The organism is Actinomycetota bacterium (genome assembly GCA_030774015.1).
GTDB lineage: Bacteria > Actinomycetota > UBA4738 > UBA4738 > JACQTL01 > JALYLZ01.
The window spans coordinates 14,200-34,494 of sequence record JALYLZ010000117.1 but is presented as its reverse complement, the minus strand read 5'-3'; the positions used below and the strand labels follow the sequence as shown (position 1 = coordinate 34,494).

22 protein-coding genes are annotated in these 20,295 nt (G+C 71.8%); 7 read left to right on the top strand and 15 right to left on the bottom strand.

The genetic code is table 11. From position 1 onward, the window contains the following. Positions 1 to 2 precede the first annotated feature (2 nt). From M3Q23_11500 to M3Q23_11470, 7 genes are all read right to left on the bottom strand, one after another. Complete coding sequence (locus M3Q23_11500) at positions 3 to 428, bottom strand: hypothetical protein (GenBank protein ID MDP9342692.1); 426 nt, start codon at positions 426 to 428, stop codon at positions 3 to 5. A gap of 28 nt (positions 429 to 456) precedes the next feature. Then, complete coding sequence (locus tag M3Q23_11495; GenBank protein MDP9342691.1) at positions 457 to 1,323, bottom strand: hypothetical protein; 867 nt, start codon at positions 1,321 to 1,323, stop codon at positions 457 to 459. A gap of 40 nt (positions 1,324 to 1,363) precedes the next feature. After that, positions 1,364 to 1,783 carry a cyclic nucleotide-binding domain-containing protein gene (locus M3Q23_11490; protein ID MDP9342690.1) on the bottom strand — a complete coding sequence of 140 codons (420 nt, stop codon included), beginning with the start codon at positions 1,781 to 1,783 and terminating at the stop codon, positions 1,364 to 1,366. A gap of 57 nt (positions 1,784 to 1,840) precedes the next feature. After that, positions 1,841 to 2,632, bottom strand: coding sequence for a universal stress protein (locus tag M3Q23_11485; protein ID MDP9342689.1), 792 nt, complete (start codon positions 2,630 to 2,632; stop codon positions 1,841 to 1,843). A 116-nt stretch (positions 2,633 to 2,748) separates the two neighbouring features. Continuing rightward, the gene (locus tag M3Q23_11480; GenBank protein MDP9342688.1) at positions 2,749 to 3,324 is read right to left on the bottom strand and encodes a Crp/Fnr family transcriptional regulator; all 576 of its coding nucleotides are present in this window, start codon (positions 3,322 to 3,324) and stop codon (positions 2,749 to 2,751) included. A 420-nt stretch (positions 3,325 to 3,744) separates the two neighbouring features. Then, positions 3,745 to 4,647: an MBL fold metallo-hydrolase gene (locus M3Q23_11475; GenBank protein MDP9342687.1), complete on the bottom strand. Its 903-nt coding sequence runs from the start codon at positions 4,645 to 4,647 to the stop codon at positions 3,745 to 3,747. 5 nt (positions 4,648 to 4,652) lie between these two features. Next, positions 4,653 to 5,393: an NUDIX hydrolase gene (locus M3Q23_11470; GenBank protein MDP9342686.1), complete on the bottom strand. Its 741-nt coding sequence runs from the start codon at positions 5,391 to 5,393 to the stop codon at positions 4,653 to 4,655. Positions 5,394 to 5,446: 53 nt separating this feature from the next. Here M3Q23_11470 and M3Q23_11465 point away from each other — a divergent pair, with 53 nt between their 5' ends. Beyond that, complete coding sequence (locus M3Q23_11465; GenBank protein MDP9342685.1) at positions 5,447 to 6,532, top strand: SAM-dependent methyltransferase; 1,086 nt, start codon at positions 5,447 to 5,449, stop codon at positions 6,530 to 6,532. A gap of 40 nt (positions 6,533 to 6,572) precedes the next feature. Here M3Q23_11465 and M3Q23_11460 read toward each other — a convergent pair whose 3' ends face one another. Both M3Q23_11460 and M3Q23_11455 read right to left on the bottom strand, forming a co-directional pair. Beyond that, a complete protein-coding gene (locus M3Q23_11460) occupies positions 6,573 to 7,775 on the bottom strand; it encodes an NADH-quinone oxidoreductase subunit D (protein MDP9342684.1) in 1,203 nt (400 codons plus the stop codon). Between the two features lie 109 nt (positions 7,776 to 7,884). After that, positions 7,885 to 8,331: a CBS domain-containing protein gene (locus M3Q23_11455; protein ID MDP9342683.1), complete on the bottom strand. Its 447-nt coding sequence runs from the start codon at positions 8,329 to 8,331 to the stop codon at positions 7,885 to 7,887. A gap of 151 nt (positions 8,332 to 8,482) precedes the next feature. Between M3Q23_11455 and M3Q23_11450 the strand changes: the two genes are divergently transcribed. The 4 genes from M3Q23_11450 (at position 8,483) to selB (ending at position 13,423) form a co-directional block, all read left to right on the top strand. Next, complete coding sequence (locus tag M3Q23_11450; protein MDP9342682.1) at positions 8,483 to 9,655, top strand: acyl-CoA dehydrogenase family protein; 1,173 nt, start codon at positions 8,483 to 8,485, stop codon at positions 9,653 to 9,655. 89 nt (positions 9,656 to 9,744) lie between these two features. Beyond that, positions 9,745 to 10,116 carry a hypothetical protein gene (locus M3Q23_11445; protein ID MDP9342681.1) on the top strand — a complete coding sequence of 124 codons (372 nt, stop codon included), beginning with the start codon at positions 9,745 to 9,747 and terminating at the stop codon, positions 10,114 to 10,116. Positions 10,117 to 10,163: 47 nt separating this feature from the next. After that, positions 10,164 to 11,531, top strand: a complete 1,368-nt coding sequence (gene selA, locus M3Q23_11440; GenBank protein MDP9342680.1) for an L-seryl-tRNA(Sec) selenium transferase — start codon at positions 10,164 to 10,166, stop codon at positions 11,529 to 11,531. Beyond that, positions 11,528 to 13,423, top strand: coding sequence for a selenocysteine-specific translation elongation factor (gene selB, locus M3Q23_11435; GenBank protein MDP9342679.1), 1,896 nt, complete (start codon positions 11,528 to 11,530; stop codon positions 13,421 to 13,423). The genes selA and selB overlap by 4 nt, the downstream gene beginning before the upstream one ends. Before the next feature lie 6 nt (positions 13,424 to 13,429). Here the strand turns inward: selB and M3Q23_11430 are convergent, their stop codons facing one another. From M3Q23_11430 to M3Q23_11420, 3 genes are all read right to left on the bottom strand, one after another. Further along, positions 13,430 to 13,825 (bottom strand): hypothetical protein, encoded by a 396-nt coding sequence (locus M3Q23_11430; GenBank protein MDP9342678.1) that lies wholly within the window; start codon positions 13,823 to 13,825, stop codon positions 13,430 to 13,432. Between the two features lie 66 nt (positions 13,826 to 13,891). Next, a complete protein-coding gene (locus tag M3Q23_11425; GenBank protein MDP9342677.1) occupies positions 13,892 to 14,170 on the bottom strand; it encodes a WhiB family transcriptional regulator in 279 nt (92 codons plus the stop codon). Positions 14,171 to 14,282: 112 nt separating this feature from the next. Next, entirely contained in the window at positions 14,283 to 15,686 is a 1,404-nt protein-coding gene (locus M3Q23_11420; protein ID MDP9342676.1) for a hypothetical protein, read from the bottom strand. On the opposite strand from M3Q23_11420, the gene M3Q23_11415 reads away from it, so the two are divergent. After that, positions 15,685 to 16,671: an AAA family ATPase gene (locus M3Q23_11415; GenBank protein MDP9342675.1), complete on the top strand. Its 987-nt coding sequence runs from the start codon at positions 15,685 to 15,687 to the stop codon at positions 16,669 to 16,671. The two genes, M3Q23_11420 and M3Q23_11415, sit on opposite strands and share 2 nt — an antisense overlap. Then, a complete protein-coding gene (locus M3Q23_11410) occupies positions 16,668 to 17,753 on the top strand; it encodes an AAA family ATPase (GenBank protein ID MDP9342674.1) in 1,086 nt (361 codons plus the stop codon). The genes M3Q23_11415 and M3Q23_11410 overlap by 4 nt, the downstream gene beginning before the upstream one ends. Positions 17,754 to 17,758: 5 nt before the next feature. Here M3Q23_11410 and M3Q23_11405 read toward each other — a convergent pair whose 3' ends face one another. From M3Q23_11405 to M3Q23_11395, 3 genes are all read right to left on the bottom strand, one after another. Next, on the bottom strand, positions 17,759 to 18,262 hold the full coding sequence (locus M3Q23_11405) for a hypothetical protein (GenBank protein ID MDP9342673.1): 504 nt from the start codon (positions 18,260 to 18,262) through the stop codon (positions 17,759 to 17,761). After that, entirely contained in the window at positions 18,259 to 18,729 is a 471-nt protein-coding gene (locus M3Q23_11400) for an endonuclease/exonuclease/phosphatase family protein (GenBank protein MDP9342672.1), read from the bottom strand. Before M3Q23_11400 ends, M3Q23_11405 begins: the two co-directional genes overlap by 4 nt. Positions 18,730 to 18,829: 100 nt before the next feature. Continuing rightward, on the bottom strand, positions 18,830 to 20,236 hold the full coding sequence (locus M3Q23_11395) for a PQQ-binding-like beta-propeller repeat protein (protein ID MDP9342671.1): 1,407 nt from the start codon (positions 20,234 to 20,236) through the stop codon (positions 18,830 to 18,832). Between the last annotated feature and the right edge of the window lie 59 nt (positions 20,237 to 20,295).

Genomic DNA, 20,295 nt, shown 5'->3' with positions numbered 1-20,295 from the left:
GGTCAGTGGTGGGCTTCGGGGAGCGCTTCCGGGCGAGACTCTCCCGGTTGCGGCTCGGCCTCGAGCGGTGAGCCGGCCAGAAGCCGGTCCACCGACTGCTGGAAGGTGCGATAGGCGGAGGCCGGGTCCCACCCGCCGTGCCCCTTGGCCTCGGGGACCAGCCGCACCGACAGCCCTTCGTCGGCGGCGCGGCGGACCGCCGCGGCCCGGAACCACTCCAGGCTGCCTGGCTCCAGCATGGCCTCGCCGCTCGAGCCCAGCGGTCGCAGGGAAGCGTCGTCCACCACGACCGGCGTGAGCCTGAAGATGCGCGCGATCGCCGCCCGCACGGCGGCGTCGCCGGAATGGATGTCGACGCGGGGGCCGTCCAGCCGGGCCACCCCGACCGGCGTGTCTGCATCCTCGCCCCGATAGAATTCCGCGCGCATGGCTACGCCGGCGGGCTATCGGACGCCATCAGCCCTCCCCCGGCGGCTCCGGGCTGCCCAACGACACCCACAGGTGGGCGGCCACGAGCATGTTGACCGGCATGGCGGCCCCGAGGGCGGCCAGGTGATCCGCCAGGGCCTCCCGCCGCTCCTCGCTCAGACCCCGCCGGGCCAGCACGTCCCACTGGAGGTCCATGGGGTGTGGCAGCGACCGCAGGACATCGGACGCCGAGCGGCGCAACCGGCCGATGGCCTCGGTCCATTGCACCGACCGGGTGGCCGGAATGAGGCGCCGCCAGGATTCCTCGAGGTAGCGAGGCCACGTCCCGATGGCGTGGAGCGCCGTGGGGGTGGTGGAGAGCCCCAGATCGATCGTGGCGTCGTCCACCAGGGCCTCGGCCTCCGAGGGCAGGGAACGGGGCATCGTGCCGAGCCCCTCCTGCCACGAAGGGATCCCGCGCTTGGCCGGCGGCTCTTCCTGTCCGGTCCCGGGAACCCGTCGTCGCAGGGCCAGCGCCGTCCAGGCGTGGAGGATCACCGCGACCTTCGCGGAAGCATGGTGCACCGCCTGGACCGTGCGGATCAGTCGCTCACGCTCAGCCCCGCCAAGCGTCTCCAGCGACGATCCATTCGAAGGCGGGTCGGTGGACCGAAGCGACGGAATGGACTGCACCGCGTCGATCGCGGCCAGGCGGACCCGTTCCGTCCCCAGGGCGAAGCTCCGCGTCATGTTGGGCTTGGTGGCCGCCCACGCGGCCGTGAAGAAGACCGGGGACGACGACACGCTCCGGAGGGCCGGGTCGATCCAGAACGTGCGGAGCGTGTGCCGGACGTCGTCCATGACCGCGAACAGGATCGCGTCGTCCTGGGCCGGCCTGGAGCCCGGACGCCCCACAGCAGGGGGAGGATGGATACTCATGGGCGGCCGGCCGCCGTCACGCGGTCAACGAGCGTTCGTTGTTGCGCAGCCGCTTCGCCAGTTCCTCCAGCATGGCCACGACGATGCTCGAATCCTCCTCGAGCATCTTCTGGAATCGCTTCCGGTCGATGGTGAGCGTCGTCACCGGGGTCTCGGCGATGACCGAGGCCGTTCGCGGGCCGGCGTCGATCAACGCGATCTCGCCGAAGAAGTCGCCGGGGAGGAGCCGGTTGATCTTCCGGCCGGCCCGGGTGACCTTCGCCTCGCCCTCCAGCATGATGTGGAACGTCTCACCGGGCTTTCCCTCTTCCGCCAGCGTCGCGCCCTCGGGGAAGCTCTCCTCCTCGGTCAGGCCGGCGATGTGGCGCAGATGCCTCCTCGCGAGCCCCGCGAAGAGCGGAACGTCGCCGAGGGCTTCCGGACCTCCTCTGGCCATGTGGCTCCCTTCTCTCCCGCCCTCCGGGACCGCATTCTGACGGGCCCTCGTGCTGCCTCAACCAGTTGCCACGATCAGCACGCTGGTGCGCGCCTCGTGGGCAACCCGGTCGGGGACACTGCCCAGCAAGCGCCGCGGACCAGCGATCCCTCGATTCCCCACGACCACCAGATCGTACCGTCCTGATTCTGCCAGGTTGACGAGCGCGGTGGCAGGGGGTCCGTGGGCGACGAGCGTGATCAGGCCGGGCCACCGGGATCGCACCGGCTCGAGGGCTGACGTGCCGGCCGCCTCGTCATCCGCGGCCGTCGCCGCGGCGATCTCCGCCCCCGTCCTTTCCCCGAGCCAAACCGCCGCATCGATCGCTCGCTGCGAGCTGGAAGATCCGTCCGTTCCGACCAGGATCCGCCGGTACCCGGGGGCGCGCCCGCCCATGGTGTCCGCGATGAGGACGGAGACCGGGGCTCGATGGGACACCCGGTCCGGCACGCTGCTCAGGGGAGCCCACGCGGCGCGGCCCATCCCGCGGTTCCCGACGACCACGAGGTCGACCGCTTCCCGGGCGGCCAACTCCACGAGCGCTTCCCCGGGCGGACCGGCGACCGCGACGGCCTTCAGCCGAACCGTCGAGCCGTGGGCGTGCGCCGCGTCTCTGAGAAGAGCCCTTGCAATGGCGGCCTGCGGATCATCCGAAGCGGGAGGCGAACCCTGCCGGCGCTGGCCGCGACCTCCGTGCGCGGTGGCCACGATGAGCTCCGCGTCGAGCGCGGCGGCCAGGTGCGCCGCATGCGCGACCGCAAGCTTCGCGGTCTCCGAGCCATCGGTACCGACCAGGATCCTTCCGAACACGGAGCCTCCGGAACCGGAAACGCCGGATTGGACCAGTCGGCCCCGGCTCGGCGCAGCCTACCAGCGGGCCCCACCCGAAGCGGAGCGATCGAGCCCGTCGGCCTTGCGGCCCGGGTTCAGCGCGTCGACGGGGCGAGGGAAAGGCGGGACAGCTGGTCTTCGGTCTCTGCCGCGACACAGCGCAGGGCTGCCTCATCCGTCACCAGATACCGTCGGCCCACTCGCTGGATCGCCCCATCCGCCGCCAGGCCCGCGAGAGCCCGGTTCACCGACTCCCGAGTGGCGCCGGCGAGGGCAGCGAGTTGCGCCTGCGTCACCGGCAGGTCGATGAGGATGCCTTCCGCTCGGTGACGGCCGAAGGCGCCCATCAGCGCGCACAGTCGTCTCGCCAGCCGTGCCGGCACGTCGAGGAGCACCAGGTCGGCCAACCACTCCTCCAGCGCGTCGCACCGCGAAGCGAGCGCCCGCGCCCAGGCGGGGTCGCGGGGCGGCGTTCCACCGGGCCGGGATGCGAGCCTCCCGACGTCCACGGTTTCGATGAGCGAGTGCCCGAACGCCCGTGCCGTTCCCCGGTGCCGTCCGTCCGCCAACGAAGCCTGACCGAAGGCCTGCCCAGGCGCGATCAGCCCCAGCACGACCTCGCGGCCGGACGCGCAAACCGCCGTCACGACCACCGCACCGGATCGGACCACGTGGAGCTCCGAGCCGGAGTCGCCCTGGTGTAGGACGGCTTGACCGTCCCCGAACCACCGAAGGCGGGCACGACCAGCAGGGTCGAGCTCCCACCGCTCAAGGGCTCCCGGAACGTGCGCCGATCTCGAGCGCCGTGGGCCCGAGCGACCCAGCCGTGGGCGCGTATTCGTCATGTCGCCTGGGTTCGCCAGGTTCTCACCCCCTTTCGAGCACGCACATACATCGACTCTCGAGGGGGATGCGGACCCGTCGCGCCGCCGCCGGACCGGTCCGATCGGAAACGTAGCACCCCCCACTGACAAGAACGGCCCAGCGTGGCGGCGCATCCAAGGTTCGCGTTCATCCCGATGGGTCAGCCTGGTGGGGCCTCCGCTGGTGGGCCTCCGCTGGTGTACCTCCGGCTGGTGGGCCTCCTGCTTTCAGGAACTCTCTGGTTCCGGAAGCCCTTCTTGGCCCGACGGCGGTTCCGGTGGTTCCTGGAGCGCGTCCAGGCTGCAGCTGCGGCAGAGGCGCGAACGCGACATGGCGGGCCGACCGCATCGATCGCACCGCCGGTCGCCCACCAGCTCGAACGCGGCGCCGTCCCCGGTCCCCGTCCGCTCCGCGCTTCCCTCCCGCTCCAACTTCAGCAGATGGGCCAGGACCTGGCGCTCGGCCACCGGGAACATCTCCGGCGGGTAGTCCTGATAGATGCCGGGGACGATCTCGCGCGGCGTCCGCGGCCCGGCCCGAAGGGCCTCGACGACCTGCCGCTCCCGCATGGCCCGATGGTCGACGTACTCGTTCAGCTTCGCCGCAGCGTCGAAGACCGTGGGACCGTGGCCCGGGTACAGCACCCGAGGCGCGAGGGCCTGCATCCGGCGGAGCGAACGAAGGTACGCGGCGAGATCCCCTTCCGGCGGATCCACGACGCTCGTTCCCCGCCCCAGCACGGCGTCGCCCGTGAACAGGGCCCGCTGAGCGACCGCCCACAGCACCACGTGGTCCACGGTGTGGCCCGGAGTGTGCACGGCGCGCAGGCGTACTCCATCGGCCTCGACAACCTGGTCGTCCCGCAGCCGTTCCTGGCCGGGTCCCGGGCGGAACGCCATGACGGGCGCGCTCACCCGTCGGGACAGCGCGTCCGCGCCCGGCGCGTGGTCCGGGTGGGCGTGCGTGACCAGGATGGCGGCGACGTCTCCGGCCTCCCTGGCCACGGCCCAGAGGTGCGTCTCGTCGTCTGGCCCCGGATCGATGACCAGGGAGGGCCGCTCCCCCACGATCCACGTGTTGGTCCCTTCGAGGGTGAACGGACCGGGGTTGTTCGCGAGAACCCGAACCACCCGCATCAAGCCGAGGCCTCCGCACCTTGGTCCGTTCCCGGCCGGCCGGCTCCATCGCTCCCACGGTTGGCCGACCCCTCAGGAACCTCCAGCTCGGTCCATTCGGGCGACCGAGCCCGCCCCGGCATGGGAGGCGGTTCCTGCTCGACCCGCAGCGCCAGCACCTCCTCGACGCTCGCGCAGCCGGCCAGCCGTTGCAGCGTTCGGTACGTGGGCCACATGATCGACTCGTAGAGGCGATGCCCCTCCAGCACCGCGGCCGGACGCGCCCACTCCGCGTGGTCGATCTCCACGCCGTCGGGCCGAGCGACCGTCCCGGCAGGCGCGGCGACGGCGAAGAACCGGGCGTCGAAGCGAACCGACAGGAACGCCGGCGCGACCCACCGCGCCATCTCCGGCAGCGCCTCGACGGACGGAGGTGCCTGGCTGATCGCGACGAGCGGGTCCTCCCCGGGGACCATCGGACGGAGCCCCGTCGAGGTCGCCACAAGGCCCGCCTCCTCCGCGAGCTCGCGAACGGCACATGCGCGGAACTCCTCGGACCGATCCCCGAACCACCGGGCTGCCAGGTCGCCGTCCCGCGGGTCCACGACCCCGCCCGGGAAGACCACGAAGCCGGGCGCGAACCGGCTGCCGGCGGCCCGGCGGAGCACCAGGACCTCGACGCCGCCCCGTCCGGGACGCGCCACCACCACGGTCGCCGCGGGCTGGGGCTCGGGCGGGACATCCCGGCTCTCGCTCTGCACGAAGGCATTGTCGCCGACCTGGGCATCGGGCAGACAGCGCGTACTCTGGGGCCATGTCGGACCGGGTGCGAGAGGCCGTGCTCGCGGCCATCCGGGACCACGGGCCCATCTCGTTCGCCGAGTACATGGAGATGGCCCTGTACGGGCGGGGCGGCTTCTACGAGAGCGAGCACCCGATCGGCGAGGGTGGCCATTTCGTCACCAGCCCTCACGTCCATCCCGTGTTCGGGAGCCTCCTGGGCCGGGCCATCCGGTCCTTCTGGGAGGCACTCGATCGCCCGCCCCAGCTCAGCATCGTCGAGGTGGGGGCCGGCGACGGGACGCTCGCTCGCCACCTCTTGGCGGCCCTGGCCGACATGGCCGTCGAGTACACGGCGGTCGAGCGAAGCTCGGGGGCCAGGGCACAGCTGGTCGGGCTCCCCGTTCACGTCGCGTCGGGACCGGAGATGGTGAAGCAGAACGTGACGGGGTGCGTGCTGGCGCACGAGCTGTTCGACAACCTTCCCTTCCATCGGGTCCGCGGGACGGAGCACGGGCCGGTGGAGGTGTGCGTGGGCGTCGGCGCCGGGGGCCTGGTGGAGGTGGAGGTGTCCTGCGACACCACACTGTTCGAGGGGTTCCCGGAGCCGCATCTTCGACCCGGACAGGAAACCGTGATCCAGGGGACGGCGCTACGGATGCTCGAACGCATCGCGCGCTTCCTCGGGACCGGCTACGTCCTGCTCATCGACTACGCATGGCGGGATGGGGCGACGCCGCCCCATGGGTACCGCGACCACCGCGTGGTCGAGGACGTCCTGCGTGATCCCGGCAGCGCGGACATCACGACGGGGGTGGTGTTCGACGCGCTGGAGCGACGGGCCGGCGACCTCGGGCTTCAGGTGCTCGGCCAGGTGTCGCAGCGGTCCGCGCTGACGTCGCTCGGGTTCGGGGCGTGGTCGGAACGTGGGCGCCGCACCCAGGTCGACGCGCTGACCCGGCTGGCCGGGCGGGAGGCCGTCCGGGCATGGAGCGAGCGGAACGAAGCCGCGCTCCTCACCGACCCGGCGGGGCTGGGCCAGCTGCGGTGGCTCGTGCTGGCCACCGCGAGCCTGCCACAGCCGCCGTGGCTCCGGGCCGCAAGCGAGCTCGAGCCCTGAGGCGTCTGAGGCGTCTGAGGCGTCTGAGGCGTCTGAAGGGCTACCGGTCGATGTCGCCGACCACGAAGAAGATGCTCCCCATGATCGCGATGAGGTCCGGGAGCAGGTTCCCCTCCAGCAGGGAAGGGAGCAGCGAGACGTTCGAGAACGACGCGGTCCGCATCTTCAGCCGGTACGGGAACTTGGACCCGTTCCCGACCAGATAGTACCCCATCAGCCCCAGAGGGTTCTCCGTACGGACGTAGACCTCACCGTCGATCTTCACCGTCTTCGGCAGCCCGGAGGCCCGGTAGCTTCCGGCGGGAAGCCGGTCCATGCACTGCTCGATGATCTTGCAGGACTCCCACATCCGCTGGACCAGCACCCACAACCGGTCGTAGGCGTCCCCGTTTCGGCCCACCGGGATGTCGAACTGGACCTCCGCGTACTTCTCGTAGGGCTCGTCCTTCCGCGGGTCCATCGGGACGCCCGACGCGTGCAGCACCGGACCCGAAGCGCCGTATGACACCGCCACCTCGGGCGGCAGCACGCCGATTCCCCTGGTGCGAGCGACGAAGATCTCGTTGCCGAGGATGAGCGTCTCGAAGTCGCGGAGCTTCTTGCGGACCCAGGCCAGGACCTCCGCGGAATGCTGGACGAATCCCCGCGGCAGGTCGTCCTTCAGCCCTCCCACCCGGGCATACGAGTGGTGCATCCGTGCCCCGGTGCATGACTCCATGAGGTCCTGGATCATCTCCCGCTCGCGGAACGCGTAGAACATCGGCGTCATCGCGCCGAGCTCCAAGGGGAACGAGCCGCAGAACATCAGGTGGTTCAGGATCCGGTTCCACTCGGCCATCATGGTCCGGATCCACTGAGCTCTCTCCGGGACCTCGATGCCGGCCAGCCGTTCCACCGCCATGACCCAGCCCAGCTCGTTGTTGAACGCCGAGAGCCAGTCGTGGCGGTTCATCAGGACCAGGGTCTGGCGGGCGTCGCGGACCTCGGCCAGCTTCTCCGCGGCGCGGTGCATGTAGCCGATCACCGGCTCGGCCCGGGCGATCCGCTCCCCGTCCAGCTCCAGCACCAGCCGCAGGACCCCGTGCGTGGAGGGGTGCTGCGGGCCGATGTTGAGGGTCATCGCCTCGGTGGCGAAGGGGCCCTGCTGCTCGACGATCACGTCGATGCCGCCCCCCCGCACCATCCAGGCCTCGGTGGCGGAGGAGAACGCGCTGCGGTCGGCCGCCTGCTCTTCGGTGTCCACGGAGGGCCCTATTGTGGCACGCGGACGCGAAGGAGCCCCGCGACGTGACGCCGCCGGGCTCTGGTCTGCCGGGCGAATGCCCTGTGTGTCTCGAGTGGATCGAAGGAAGCTAGCCCTCGGTGCCGGTCTTCCTGGCCCCCATCACGCGATCGGGCGTGCCCCGATCGGGACCACCGCCCACGTCGAGGGTCGAGTCCGACTCGGAGATCTCCTCGAGCGTGTCGCCGACGGCGCGGCCGGAGGCGTCCGCCTGCGCCACGTCGCCGAGCGACAGGATGCCGACGATCTCCTCGCCCTTCATCACGGGAAGACGGCGAACCTTGTGCTCCGCCATCAGGTCCCGGGCCTCGGACAGCTTCATGTCCGGGGTCACCGTCACCGGCGAGCGGGTCATGATCTCGCCGACCGCCACCTCGGTGGGGTCCTTGCGCTCCGCCAGTACCCGCATCGCGAGGTCCCGGTCGGTGACCAGGCCGAGTAGCTTCCCGCCCTCGGCCACGGGGATCACGCCGACGTCGAGCTCCCTCATCAGGGCGGCCGCGTCGCCCGCCGTCATGCCAGGTTTGATCGTCTGGGGCAATTCCGTCATGGCATGTCGAACCAGAATCGTCATGGGCTCCCTCCTTCCCGCTTGCATGCCTCTTCCTTGTTGACCTACCCCGCAACCGGTCGTTCATGCGGCCCGGGCCCGACTACAGTGAGCGCCCATGGACTTCTCCGTCCCCGAGGACATTCGGCAGCTCCTCGATTCGTTCCGGTCGTTCCTGGAACGCGAGGTGCGCCCCGTCGAGGAGCACTACACGGATCGCTTCCAGGAGGACACGTTCGACGAGGAGATGGCGAAGGCCGGCCTGGGCCTCCGGCGACGCAGCGCGGACCTCGGCTTCTACGCGGCGTACATGCCCGAGGAGGTGGGGGGCGGAGGGCTGTCGAACCTCGGCTATACCCTGCTGGTGGAGGCGGGCGCGGCCTCGGGGATGCGGTTCGCGAGCTTCGTGCTGGGACCGCCCAACCCCGCGGCACCCAACCCCATCCTCATGGACCTCCCCGATCACCTCCGGGAGAAATACATCCCCTCGTTGTGCCGGGGCGAGACCACCATGTGCTTCGCGCTGACCGAGCCGGGTGCGGGCTCGGACGCCCAGGCCATCCGGACGAGCGCCGTGCTGGACGGCTCGAGCTGGGTCCTGAACGGCCGCAAGCACTTCATCACCAACGGCGCGCACGCCGACGTGTCGGTGGTGTTCGCGGTGACCGACCGGGAGAAGCGCGCGAACGGCGGCATCACGGCGTTCCTGGTCCCGAAGGGCTCGCCGGGATTCCTGGTGGGACGGAACCAGCGGACGCTGGCGGGCGACACCAACCAGGCCGAGCTGATCCTCGAGGACTGCCGGATCCCCGAGGACCACGTCATCGGCTCGGTCGGCTACGGGTTCGGCTCGGCCATGCGGTTCCTGAACGCGGGCCGCGCCTACATCGGGGCCCTGTGCGTGGGCATCGCCGACTACCTCATCCGCATCTGCACCGAGCAGGCGCAGTCACGGGAGGCCTTCGGCAAGCCCATCGGGAAGTTCCAGGGCGTGCAGTGGATGCTGGCCGACTCCGCGGTGGAGGTCCACCCCGCCCGGCTCATGGCCTACCACCTGGCCTGGCTGGTGGACCAGGGCGAGTACCCCATCAAGGAGTCCTCCATCGTGAAGCTGCACAACACCGAGATGGTGAACCGTGTCGCCGACCGGGCGGTGCAGATCTTCGGCGGGATGGGCCTGCTGGCCGAGGGCCCGGTGGAGCGCATCTTCCGGTACGTGCGGATGCTCCGGATCGTGGAGGGCACCAGCGAGGTCCAGCGCATGATCATCGCCAGGAACCTCGGGCTGTAGGTCTCGTCGCGGGAACCGTTCTGCCGCAACGGATCGTCGAAGAGCCCGTGAGACGGCACCTCATCATCGCCGCGAGCCTCGTTCTTGGAATGACCGCCGCCGCGTGCGCCAAGGCGACACAGCCGGCCGAAGGCAGCCCGCCCCCCGTCGGACACGTCGACGTCACCCAGTCCATCCAGGGCCCCCTGTACATCGAGGGATCCGTGGGCTACGTCCAGATCACGGACGGCTCCGGCGTCGTGTTCGAGGGGAAGGTCCCCCAGGACGGCCTGACCCGGGACCTGCCCACGGGGACGTACTCCCTCCACTCGTACCAGCGGATCTGCGGCGGGAATTGCGACCACCTCGGTCCGCCCACCGACCGGTGCCAGGCCAGCCTGACGGTGACGGCGAACCGGTCCATCGACGCCGTGGTCCAGCTGACGCCCACGAAGAACAGCTGCTCGATCTCCGTCGGCTGACCCGCGTCCGACCGCCGCGCGGCGGCTCCGGTATACGCTCACCCGGCATGGCGAGCACCACGCGCGGCAACGACCCCCTCCGGCGGATCCCGTCGGTCGACGCGCTGCTCCGCTCTCCGCCGGGACGCCGGGGAGCCGAACGGTTCGGCCGGCCTCTGGTGAAGTGGGCCGTCCAGGGAGTGCTGGACGCGGCCCGCGCCGACGCCGCCCGGGGAATCGACCCGCCCACCGACGACGTGCTCATGGCCCGTGCCGTCGGTCTGGCCGCCCGGACCGCGTTCGGCCTGTCCCCCGTCATCAACGCCACCGGCGTCATCCTGCACACCGGCCTCGGACGGGCTCCCCTTCCCCGGGTAGCCGTCCGGGCGGCCGCCCGCGCCGCCCAGGGCTACGCGGACCTGGAGGTGGACCGGGAGACCGGCAAGCGCGGGAAGCGAACGACCCGGGCCGAGGCGCTCCTCATCGCCATCACCGGGGCCGAGGCCGCCTTCGTGGTCAACAACAACGCGGCCGCGTTGCTCCTGGCGCTGACGGCGCTGGCCCGGCGGCGCGAGATCCTGGTGTCGCGCGGCGAGCTGATCGAGATCGGGGGCGAGTTCCGGCTGCCGGACATCATGGCCGCCTCCGGGGCGAAGCTGGTCGAGGTGGGGACGACCAACCGGACCCGGCTGGCGGACTACCGCAACGCCCTGTCGCCGAAGACCGGGCTGGTGCTGAAGGTCCATCCCAGCAACTACCGGGTCATCGGGTTCACCCAGTCCCCAGCGGCCAAGGACCTGGCCGCGCTGGCCGCAGGGGCCCAGGTGCCGTTCCTGTACGACCTGGGCTCCGGCCTGCTCCACCCCCTGGCCGGTGTGCCGCTGGACGAGCCCCCCGCCACCAGCGCCCTGGCGGAGGGCGCCGACCTGGTGTGCTTCTCCGGCGACAAGCTCCTGGGCGGGCCGCAGGCCGGGATCCTGCTCGGTCGGGCCGACCTGGTGGAGCGGCTCCGGCGCCATCCCATCGCCCGGGCCCTGCGCGTGGACAAGATGCAGGTGGCCGCGCTGGAGGCCGTGCTCCGGGCCTACGCGAACGACCGGTGGGCCGAGCTGCCCGTGTGGCGGATGTTCCGGACCCCGGCGACCACGATCCGGCAGCGGGCGAAAGCGGTCGCCGCGGCCCTGGACGGCACGGAGGTCCGGCGGTCCGAGGCCGTGGCGGGCGGCGGGTCGCTTCCCGGCTACGGAGTGCCGTCGTGGGCGGTGGCCCTGCCGGTGGACCGGCCGGAAGTGCTCGCGGCGCGGCTCCGGCAGGGAAGGCCACCCGTGTTCTGCCGGGTGGAGGAGGGCGTTCTGCTGTTCGACCTCCGCACCGTGGAACCGGCGGACGACGAGGAGCTGGCCCGGGCCGTCCGGTACGCCCTCGGCCGGCCGTGACCGCGGAGCGGGCCGCCCGGCCCGGCGAGTCGCCCGAGCCAGCCCCGGACGAGCCTCAGGTGGTGGCCACGGCCGGCCACGTTGACCACGGCAAGTCTGCGCTTATCCTGCGCCTGACCGGGATCGACCCCGACCGACTGGCGGAGGAGAAGCGCCGCGGGCTCACCATCGACCTCGGGTTCGCGTGGGCCACCCTTCCATCGGGCCGCGAGGTCGGCTTCGTCGACGTCCCCGGCCACGAGCGGTTCGTGCGGAACATGCTGGCCGGCGTGGGGCCGGTCCGGCTGGTGCTGTTCGTGGTGGCCGCCGATGAGGGTTGGAAACCGCAGTCCGAAGAGCACCTGGCCATCGTCGACGTGCTGGGCGTCCACGGCGGCGTCGTCGCGCTGACCAAGCGCGATCTGGTGGACGAGGAGACCCTGGACATCGCGGTGGAGGAAGTGCGGGAGCGGCTGGCCGGGACCGCCCTGGAGGGAGCGCCGATCGTGCCGGTCTCGTCGTTCACCGGCGAGGGGCTCGACGACCTCCGGGCGGCGCTGGACGATCTGGTCGCCGCCGCGCCGCCACCCGAGCAGGCCGGTCGCCCCCGCCAGTTCGTGGACCGGGTCTTCTCGATCCGGGGCGCCGGCACGGTGGTCACCGGGACCCTGGCCGGCGGGCCGCTCCGGGTGGGGCAGGAGATCGAGGTGTACCCCGTGGGGGCCAGGGCCCGCATCCGGGGGCTCCAGACCCACAAGCTGGCCATCGATTCGGCCCGGCCGGTGTCCCGCGTCGCCACGAACCTGGTGGGGGTGGAACGGGAGCAGCTCGAACGGGGCGACGTGATCGGGCTGCCGGGGCAATGGAGGCCGACCACGGTGTTCGAGGCCAGGATCACGCCGATCCGCGGGCTGGACCACGCCCTGTCCGCGCGGGGGGCGTACAAGCTCTACGCCGGCTCGGCCGAGCGCGACGCACGGATCCGGTTCTATCCGGGCGAGGGCGGCGCGTTCGCCCGGATCCGCCTCTCCGCCCCGGTGGTGCTGGACGTCCACGAGCGGTTCGTGCTGCGAGAGGCGGGGCGGCGGGCCACGGTGGCCGGCGGCACGGTGCTGGACACGGAGCCGCCCATGCGCCCGGGGCCGCAGCCGGAACGCCGCCTTGGGGCCCGGGAGCGAGCGACCCGCGAGGAGCTTCCGCCCCTGCTGGTGCGGGAACGCGGAGCGATCCGGGCGAGCGACCTCGTCGTGCTGGTCGGGCTGAGCCCGCAGCACATCCCGGGCGCGCGGCGGGCCGGCGCGTGGTGGGTCAGCGAGGACCTGTACGAGGGCGTGACCGGAGCGGTGACCGGGGCGATCGGCCGCTTCCACGCCGAGCACCCGCTCCGTGAGGGCACCGACCTGTCCCTGGCCCGCTCCGCCGCCGCGGAGCCGTTCGAACGCGCCGGGCGCGGCGCCGACCCTGGCCTGGTGGAGGCGCTGGTGGAGGACCTCGTGGAGGCGGGGAAGCTGCACCGGAGCGGGTCCGAGGTCCGGCTGTCCTCGCACCGGGTGGCGCTGGACGAGCGCCGGGAGGAGGTGGACCGGCTGGTGGAGGCGGTCGCCGCCGGCGGAACCGCTCCACCCAGCGTTCCGGAGCTGGTCCGTTCGGGGTTCTCCCGCGAGGTCGTCGACGCGGCGGGCCGGGCCGGCGCGATCGTCCGGGTCTCGCCGGACATCGTCCTCACCCCGGAGCTCGTCCGCCGGGCGGAGGAGGTGCTCCGCCGAACCGGCGCCACCGGCGTCACGGTGAGCGCGTTCCGGGAGGAGCTGGGCACGTCCCGGAAGTACGCGCTGCCACTGCTGGAATGGTTCGACCAGCGCGGCGTCACCCGGCGCCAGGGCGACCTGCGGTTCCTGCGACGCCCAGACTAGGCCGGACTAGGCGGCCGGGACGGCCCCTCCCAGGGCCGCGACCACGCTGTCGTACTCCTCGCGCCACATCCGGTGGGCGCGGAAGCGAACGACCGTCCCGTCGGCGCGCTGGATGGCGAGCTTGCTGTAGACGGCGTGCGGCGTCGCCTCCGCCAGCTTGACGGAGGCGCGGGGCTCGGAGAACAGCACGTCGCCGGGCTTGCCCATGCGGACCGCCACCACCCGCCGGTCCGTCACGGCGAGCCAGTAGTACTTGGTGAGGAGGGCTCCCAGGATCCCGCCCACCAGCCACAGACTGGGCCCCCGAAGGACCATCACCGCCGCCTGGATCTGCTCGCCCGGCTCCATGATCGAGCCGAGGCCTTCCAACATCTTGGCCTTGGGCTTGTCCTTGAGTCCCACCGTGCCTCCTTCCGAGTCGAAGTCGGGCGGAACCCTACGACATCCCGGCCGCGGCGGCGATTCTCCTCACCCGGCCTGGCGCTCCCGTTCCCGGGACCGAAGGAGCGAACGGCGCTCCAGCTCGTTCAGACCGCCCCAGATCCCGTGAGGCTCCCGGATGCGCAGGGCATATTCCAGGCATTCCTCGCGAACGGGGCAGCCGCGGCAGATGGCTCGGGCTCGGGCCTCGCGGGCGTCCTTCTCCTCCTTGCGCTCGAAGTAGTTGGGGGCAAAGAAAAGGCCGGAGTCCTCGCCGCGGCACGCGGCCAGGAACTGCCAGCCGATCATTCGGTTCACAGTCGCCATTCGGGTCGGCCGCGGGAGGGCCTCCCTCCTTTGCAGAAGTAGTTCGTAATTCGACGCCGGTGAGATTGCGCGGGTTCCAGAGGGCAGCGAGGAGGGCTGGCTCCGGGCCGGGCTATTCCTCGGGTTCCACCCGCAGGATCAGGCCCTCCACGCCCCGGACCCGGACCCTGGTGCCGGGCGGGATGGGTCCGTCCATGGCCCGACCCCGCCACAGCGTGCCCTTCACGAACACCGGACCCTCGGGCGACAGGAGGCCGCGGGCCTCGCCAACCAGGCCCACCAGGCCTCGCTGGGTCGAGGTGATCCGCTCGCGGGCCCGCTGGGCCACGGTGAGCGCGAATCCCCAGTACAGGAACACCGCGATGGCGGCCGGCACCACCAGCCAGATCGGCAGGTCGATGGCCGGGGCAACCTTCCGGAACACCAGCTCGGAGCCGGCCACGAACGCGCCCATGCCCGCGGCGGTGATCGGGCCCAACCGCCGGAGCGCCACGTCGACCGAGAGCAGGACCATTCCTCCGATCAGCAACGCGAGCCCCAGCGGGTCGAACGGCACGATCAGCAGCCCGTAGGCCGCGAGCCCCACCGCGGCCAGGCCCGCGATCCCGGCCACGCCGACGCCGGACTGGGTGAGCTCGAACGCGATCGCCATCAGCCCCAGCACCAACAGCACGTAGATGGCCACCGGGGAGGCCACCGCGTGCAGGACCCGGCGGCCCGGGCCAAGCTCGTGGAAGCGGAGGACGGCATACTTCGGGTCCGTCCGCAGCGTGGCCGTTCCTCCCTGGACGGGAACCGTCACGCCGTCGATCTTTTGGAGCAGGTCGCCCAGGCTGCCGGCGGCCCGCCGCACCACGTGCGCATCGAGGGCCTGCCGGGCCGACGCCTCGCGGCCCGAGGACGCGAAGGCCGGATCGCGGCCCCGGGAGGACGACCACCGGTCGATCAGCGCGAGGGCCCGGAGCTTCAGCGCGGGATCCTCGGTGGAGGACGTGGACGCCAGGTCGAGCGGGTCCAGCGGGCCCACCCCGGAGCCCGGTGACGTGGCCGCGTAGCTCGACGCGTACAACAGCAACAGACCGCCGCCCATGGCGTGCGAGCCGGGCGGCCCCACCCACACGACGACCGGGACCCGGGCGTCGAAGATGCGCCGGGCCAGCGCCGTGGGATCGACGTCCAGCGTGCCGGGCGTGTTCAGCTGCACGACGACCGTGTCGCCGCGGGCCTCCGCGTCCTCGAGCGTGGCGACCAGGTAGTCGGCCACCGGGCGGTCGATCACGCCGTCCACCTTCACCACGTCCACCACGGGGGCAGACGGGAGGCCGGGAGCGAGCACCGCGCTGGGGGAGGGCGAAGCTGGGGATGGCGACAGCGATGATGGCGACGCCGAAGATGTGGACGGGGAAGATGTGGACCCGGAGGACGGGGACGCGGCCACGGCCGGACGGGCCAGGAGGGGGAACAGCGCCAGCGCGGCGGCCGCGGAGGGGAGCAGGAAACGGCGGAGGGGCACCATGCCCCGCGTATCCTACCGAGCCATGATCGGGGCCGATCTGCTGGACCGCCGCCTGCTGATCGTCTCGGGCAAGGGCGGGGTGGGAAAGACCACCGTGGCCGCCGCACTGGCCCGGGGCGCCGCCCGGGGCCGCCGGCGGGTCCTGCTGGCCGAGGTGGAGGGGCGCGGTGGGGTCTCCCGCCTCCTGAACCTGCCCGCGCCGGGGTTCGAGGAGCGACCCACGCCACTGGGGTTCTCGATCACGGAGATCGCCCCCCGGGAGGCCCTGGTCGAGTACCTGTGGATGTTCTTCGGGATGCGCGCGCTGTCCAGGACCCTGGCCCGGGCCCGGGTGGTGGAGATGGCCACCGACGGCATCCCCGGCTTCCGGGACCTCATGACCGCGGGGAAGCTTTACGAGCTGACCGAGTGGCGTCGACACTCCGGGAGCGTCCGAGGCCGCAGCCCGTACGACCTGGTGGTGGTGGACGCGCCGCCCACCGGACAGCTCCTGCCGCTGCTCCGCGCTCCCTCCGCGTTCCTGGACATCATCCGGATGGGCCGCCCCCACCGCCAGCTGGAATCGATCGACCGGCTGCTGCGGCGGGTGGCCGGCGTGGTGCTGGTGGCCATCCCGGAGGAGATGTCGGTGGTCGAGACGCTCGAGACCGCCGATGCGCTCCGGGACGAGGGCATCCCGTGCCGCGCGGTGATCGTGAACCGGGTCCTTCCGCCGGCCTTTCCCCGGGGAACGCGGACGGCGGCACACCGCCTCCGGCCCGCGGCGCTGGTCAAGATCCTGGCCGAAGCGGGCCAGGAAGCCGAGGAAGCCGATGCCGCGTCGCTGCTCCAGGTGGCCCGGGCCCAGGACGACCGGGTCAGGGCCCAGCAGGACCTGATCTCGACCCTGTCGGCGGCCGGCCCCCTGAGCGAGCTGCCGTTCCTGTTCACCCGGTCCTTCGGGCCGGCGGAGGTCGATGCGCTGTCCCGAGAGCTGGTGCCGTGACCCTGGGGCTGGAGCGACGCCGCATCGTCGTGGTGTGCGGAGCCGGTGGCGTCGGGAAGACCACCGTGGCCGCGTCGGTGGCGACGGCCCTGGCTCGATCCGGCCGGCGGACCATCGTGATGGCGGTGGACCCGGCGAAGCGGCTGGCCACCTCGCTGGGGCTGCCCAAGACACCCGGCGAACGCTCCACCGTCGACGCGGGCCAGGGCGCCACGATGGAGGCCCTGCTGCTGGACACGAAGCGCACCTTCGACGAGCTCGTGGAGCGCCATGCGGCGAGCCCGGAACGCCGCGACCGCATCCTGTCCAACCGCTTCTACCAGCGGATCGCCTCGACCCTGTCCGGCACGTACGAGTACATGGCCATGGAACGCCTGTACGAGCTGGCCACCACGGAGGACTGGGAGGCCGTGGTCATCGACACGCCTCCCACTCGCAGCGCCCTGTCGTTCCTGGACGCGCCGCGGCGGCTGACCGACTTCCTGGGCGGGAAGATGTTCCGCTGGCTGCTGTGGCCCACCCGGGGGGCCGGGCGGGCCGGCATGCGGGGCGCCAGCATGGGGGCCCGGCTGCTGTCGGCCACGGTCGGCCGCATCGCCGGCGCGGAGCTGTTGTCGGACACGGCCGAGTTCCTGTCCGCCTTCGAGGGCATGTACGACGGCTTCAAGCAGCGCGCCGCCAGCGTCCACGCCCTGCTGTCGGAGGAGCAGACCGGGTTCGTGGTGGTGACGGCGCCCGAGCGGGCCAGCCTGGACGAGGCCGGGCACTTCGTGCAGCGGCTGACCTCCTCGGACATGCACCTGTCGGGGGTCGTGGTGAACCGGTGGGTCGAGGCGCCCTCGCTGACGGCGGCTCCGGGCGTGGTCGAGCGGCTGGCACCGGGCTCGCCCCCGGAACGCGCCGCGGCGGCCTGCCTGGAGATCGGGGAACGGCTGCGGGCGGTGGAGGCGCGAGGCCGGGCGGCGGTGAAGCCGTTCGCGAGCGCGTACCCGGAGGTCCCGCTCACCTACGTCCCCGAGCTACCCCTCGACGTGCACGACCGCGCCGGGCTGGACCGGATGGCCGCCCACCTGTTCGGCTAGGTCGCTCAACCCACGGTGAGCCGGACCCAGGCGGGGTCGTGGTCGCTGCCGTCGCCCGAAAGGTGCGTCCTCCGATTGATCTCCGAATGAAGGAGCTTCGGGCCGAGCGACGGACTCAGCCAGATCTGGTCGAACAGGTTGTGCTCGGCCGGCTGGCCGGTCGGCTTGAACCGCTCCGTCCACGCGGTCGTCTTCGGCATCGGGTCCTCTCCAGGCGAGCCCTGGGACTCCGTTGGATCGACCAGGGCGTTCACCAGCTCGAGATCCGACGACACGAGTGGGGCCAGGGGGGCGGAATCCGGATTGTCGTTCATGTCCCCAAGGACCGCGAAGGTGCTGTCCGGTCGGGTACGAGCCCGGATGATCGAGGCAGCGGCCACGCATTGCCTCCGCCGGAGCTCGTCGTTGTCGGCGGCACCCGTGGTGGGGTTCGTCCCGAAGGGGACGAACCGGCTCTTCAGATGGTGGATGAAGATGGTCAGGAGGCGACGGGTTCGGGAGGCGTTCATATCACGTCCACCTCGAGCATGTCCCGGCTGAAGATGGGCCTGGTGGGATCGGGAAGGTAGACGGCGTGCCGCCACGACGTGACCGCGCCCAGCGGGAACTTCGACAGGACCCCGACGTCGATGAGCCGGGGGTCGTTCCCCTCGACGAGTCCGATCTCCTCGTAGAGGCCGCCCAGCTGCTGCCCGTTGAACGTCCTCAGCGTGTCGATGTCCTCCACCTCCTGCACCGCGAGGACGTCGAGATCCATGGCCTTGATCCGGTCGGCCAGCATCTGCTGGGCGTCCGACGGCTTCGGCCTCACCAGGGCTCCCAGGTAGGTGCGCAGGACGAACGACTGAGGATCGTCGAAGTTGAAGGTCGTTCGCGACTCGATGGGCGGCCCCGGCTGGGTCGTGTCGATCTCGGCCTTGAAGTCGAACCGCGAGAACAGGTTATTGAGGTTGAACGTCCCAACAGTGATCTCCACCGCCATCCCTCCTGCCTGGGGAAGCGGGGCCACCGGTGTTCGAGACCCTAGCTCCTGGCTCGCCGGCCGGTCAATGTGAACGTGGATGGCTCGGCGCAGATCAGATGCCCGAGAACGCCACCACTCGGTCGGTGGCGGCGACGTACAGGCGGCCCGACACCGCCGCGGGCGTGGCGAAGTGCGTGACCGCTCCGAGCGGAGCCCGGAAGACCTCGTGGCCATCGGCGCTGTCGAATGCGACCAGGTCTCCGCTCCCGATGTCCACCGACCACACCGCTCCCCCGGACACGATGGGAGGCCCGGCCTCGAACCCCGGGGTCCTCCAGGCCACCGAGAAGGACGGACCCGCCGAGTCCACCTTCAGGGCCACCAGCCCGTCGGTGCAGGGGACGTACACGAACGCCCCCATCGAGGCCGTCCCTCCGAACGCGGCGGAGCACACGCTGGCCGAGAAGGCCTCGCCGCCGATCTGACCGAGGTCGCCGGGCCTGACCAGGTATCCCACGCCCTCCTTCCCGATCTGGAACGCCAATCCGTTCGACAGGACGGCCGGCCCCACCGACCCCAGGTCGATGTCGCCCTGGTCGAGGGCTGCCCAGTTGGAAGGGGCGAACCACCCGATCTCCTTCAGGTCCGGGGACAGGCGGATCACGGCGTCTCCGAAGTCGAAGTCGGATCCCGAATCGCTGTTCCCGGTGGCCACCAGCAGGTTCCCCTGGGGATCGACGGCGGGGCCGGACGGCCCCCAGATCCCGGCGGCCCGCCCGGAGGGCACCAGGTAGGACAGCAGCGGCCCGGAACCGTCCAGGGCCACGCCGACGACAGCGCCGTGGTAGTCGCCGCAGTCGCCGAACAGGCCGCCGAACGCCGCGAACACCCGCCCGCCCGAGATCGCCAGCGCGCCTCGCTGTTGCTCGAGCAGCGGGTCCAGGCCGGGCGGGTCGGCCGAGCGCCGGAACCGCACCCGGCCGGCGCCCACGTCGAGCGCGACCAGCTCGTGCCGGCCGGGCTGGACGAAGTCGACCGCATACAGCAGCCTGCCGGCAGGATCGATGGCCGGCGTCCCGGTGATGCCCGTGGGGTCGATGTTGCCGCACGGCAGGCTCGACCGGGGGACCGGCCCCCCGAGGTTGGTCCGCCACGCCACGTCTCCCGTCGCCGCGTCCAGGGCGTACACGGAGTCGCCCTCGGTGGCGACGAAGACCCGGTCGCCCAGGACCAGCGGCTCGGCGTAGACGGCGCCGTCCAGCCGGGGTGACGTCCACACCTGCCGGACGGAGCCGAGCGCCGGCGAGGACGGGTCGAATCCGGTTCGGGCCCCGTCCCGGTGGTAGGTGGGCCAGGCCGGCTCGCCCGACCCGGACGGCACCGGGGACGAGGAGACGGACGAGCCGATCGGCGGGGAACCGGTCGGAACGGGGGACGGATTCGAGCTGCACGCCGCCAGGACCACGACGACCACCGCCACGGGGAACCAGAACGGACCCCTTCCGGCCGGACGGGCCATCGTGCGCCACCCTCCCCATAGCCCCGCCGCCACGCTATCCTTGCCGCGGCTTCGGCCCC

Coding starts and splice junctions, on each gene's coding strand:
- M3Q23_11490 (MDP9342690.1), bottom strand. CDS start 1,783: ATGGCCAGAGGAGGTCCGGAAGCCCTCGGCGACGTTCCGCTCTTCGCG.
- M3Q23_11500 (MDP9342692.1), bottom strand. CDS start 428: ATGCGCGCGGAATTCTATCGGGGCGAGGATGCAGACACGCCGGTCGGG.
- M3Q23_11425 (MDP9342677.1), bottom strand. CDS start 14,170: ATGGCGACTGTGAACCGAATGATCGGCTGGCAGTTCCTGGCCGCGTGC.
- M3Q23_11405 (MDP9342673.1), bottom strand. CDS start 18,262: ATGAACGCCTCCCGAACCCGTCGCCTCCTGACCATCTTCATCCACCAT.
- M3Q23_11455 (MDP9342683.1), bottom strand. CDS start 8,331: ATGACGGCGGGCGACGCGGCCGCCCTGATGAGGGAGCTCGACGTCGGC.
- M3Q23_11465 (MDP9342685.1), top strand. CDS start 5,447: ATGTCGGACCGGGTGCGAGAGGCCGTGCTCGCGGCCATCCGGGACCAC.
- M3Q23_11415 (MDP9342675.1), top strand. CDS start 15,685: ATGCCCCGCGTATCCTACCGAGCCATGATCGGGGCCGATCTGCTGGAC.
- M3Q23_11450 (MDP9342682.1), top strand. CDS start 8,483: ATGGACTTCTCCGTCCCCGAGGACATTCGGCAGCTCCTCGATTCGTTC.
- M3Q23_11420 (MDP9342676.1), bottom strand. CDS start 15,686: ATGGTGCCCCTCCGCCGTTTCCTGCTCCCCTCCGCGGCCGCCGCGCTG.
- selA (MDP9342680.1), top strand. CDS start 10,164: ATGGCGAGCACCACGCGCGGCAACGACCCCCTCCGGCGGATCCCGTCG.
- M3Q23_11395 (MDP9342671.1), bottom strand. CDS start 20,236: ATGGCCCGTCCGGCCGGAAGGGGTCCGTTCTGGTTCCCCGTGGCGGTG.
- M3Q23_11445 (MDP9342681.1), top strand. CDS start 9,745: ATGACCGCCGCCGCGTGCGCCAAGGCGACACAGCCGGCCGAAGGCAGC.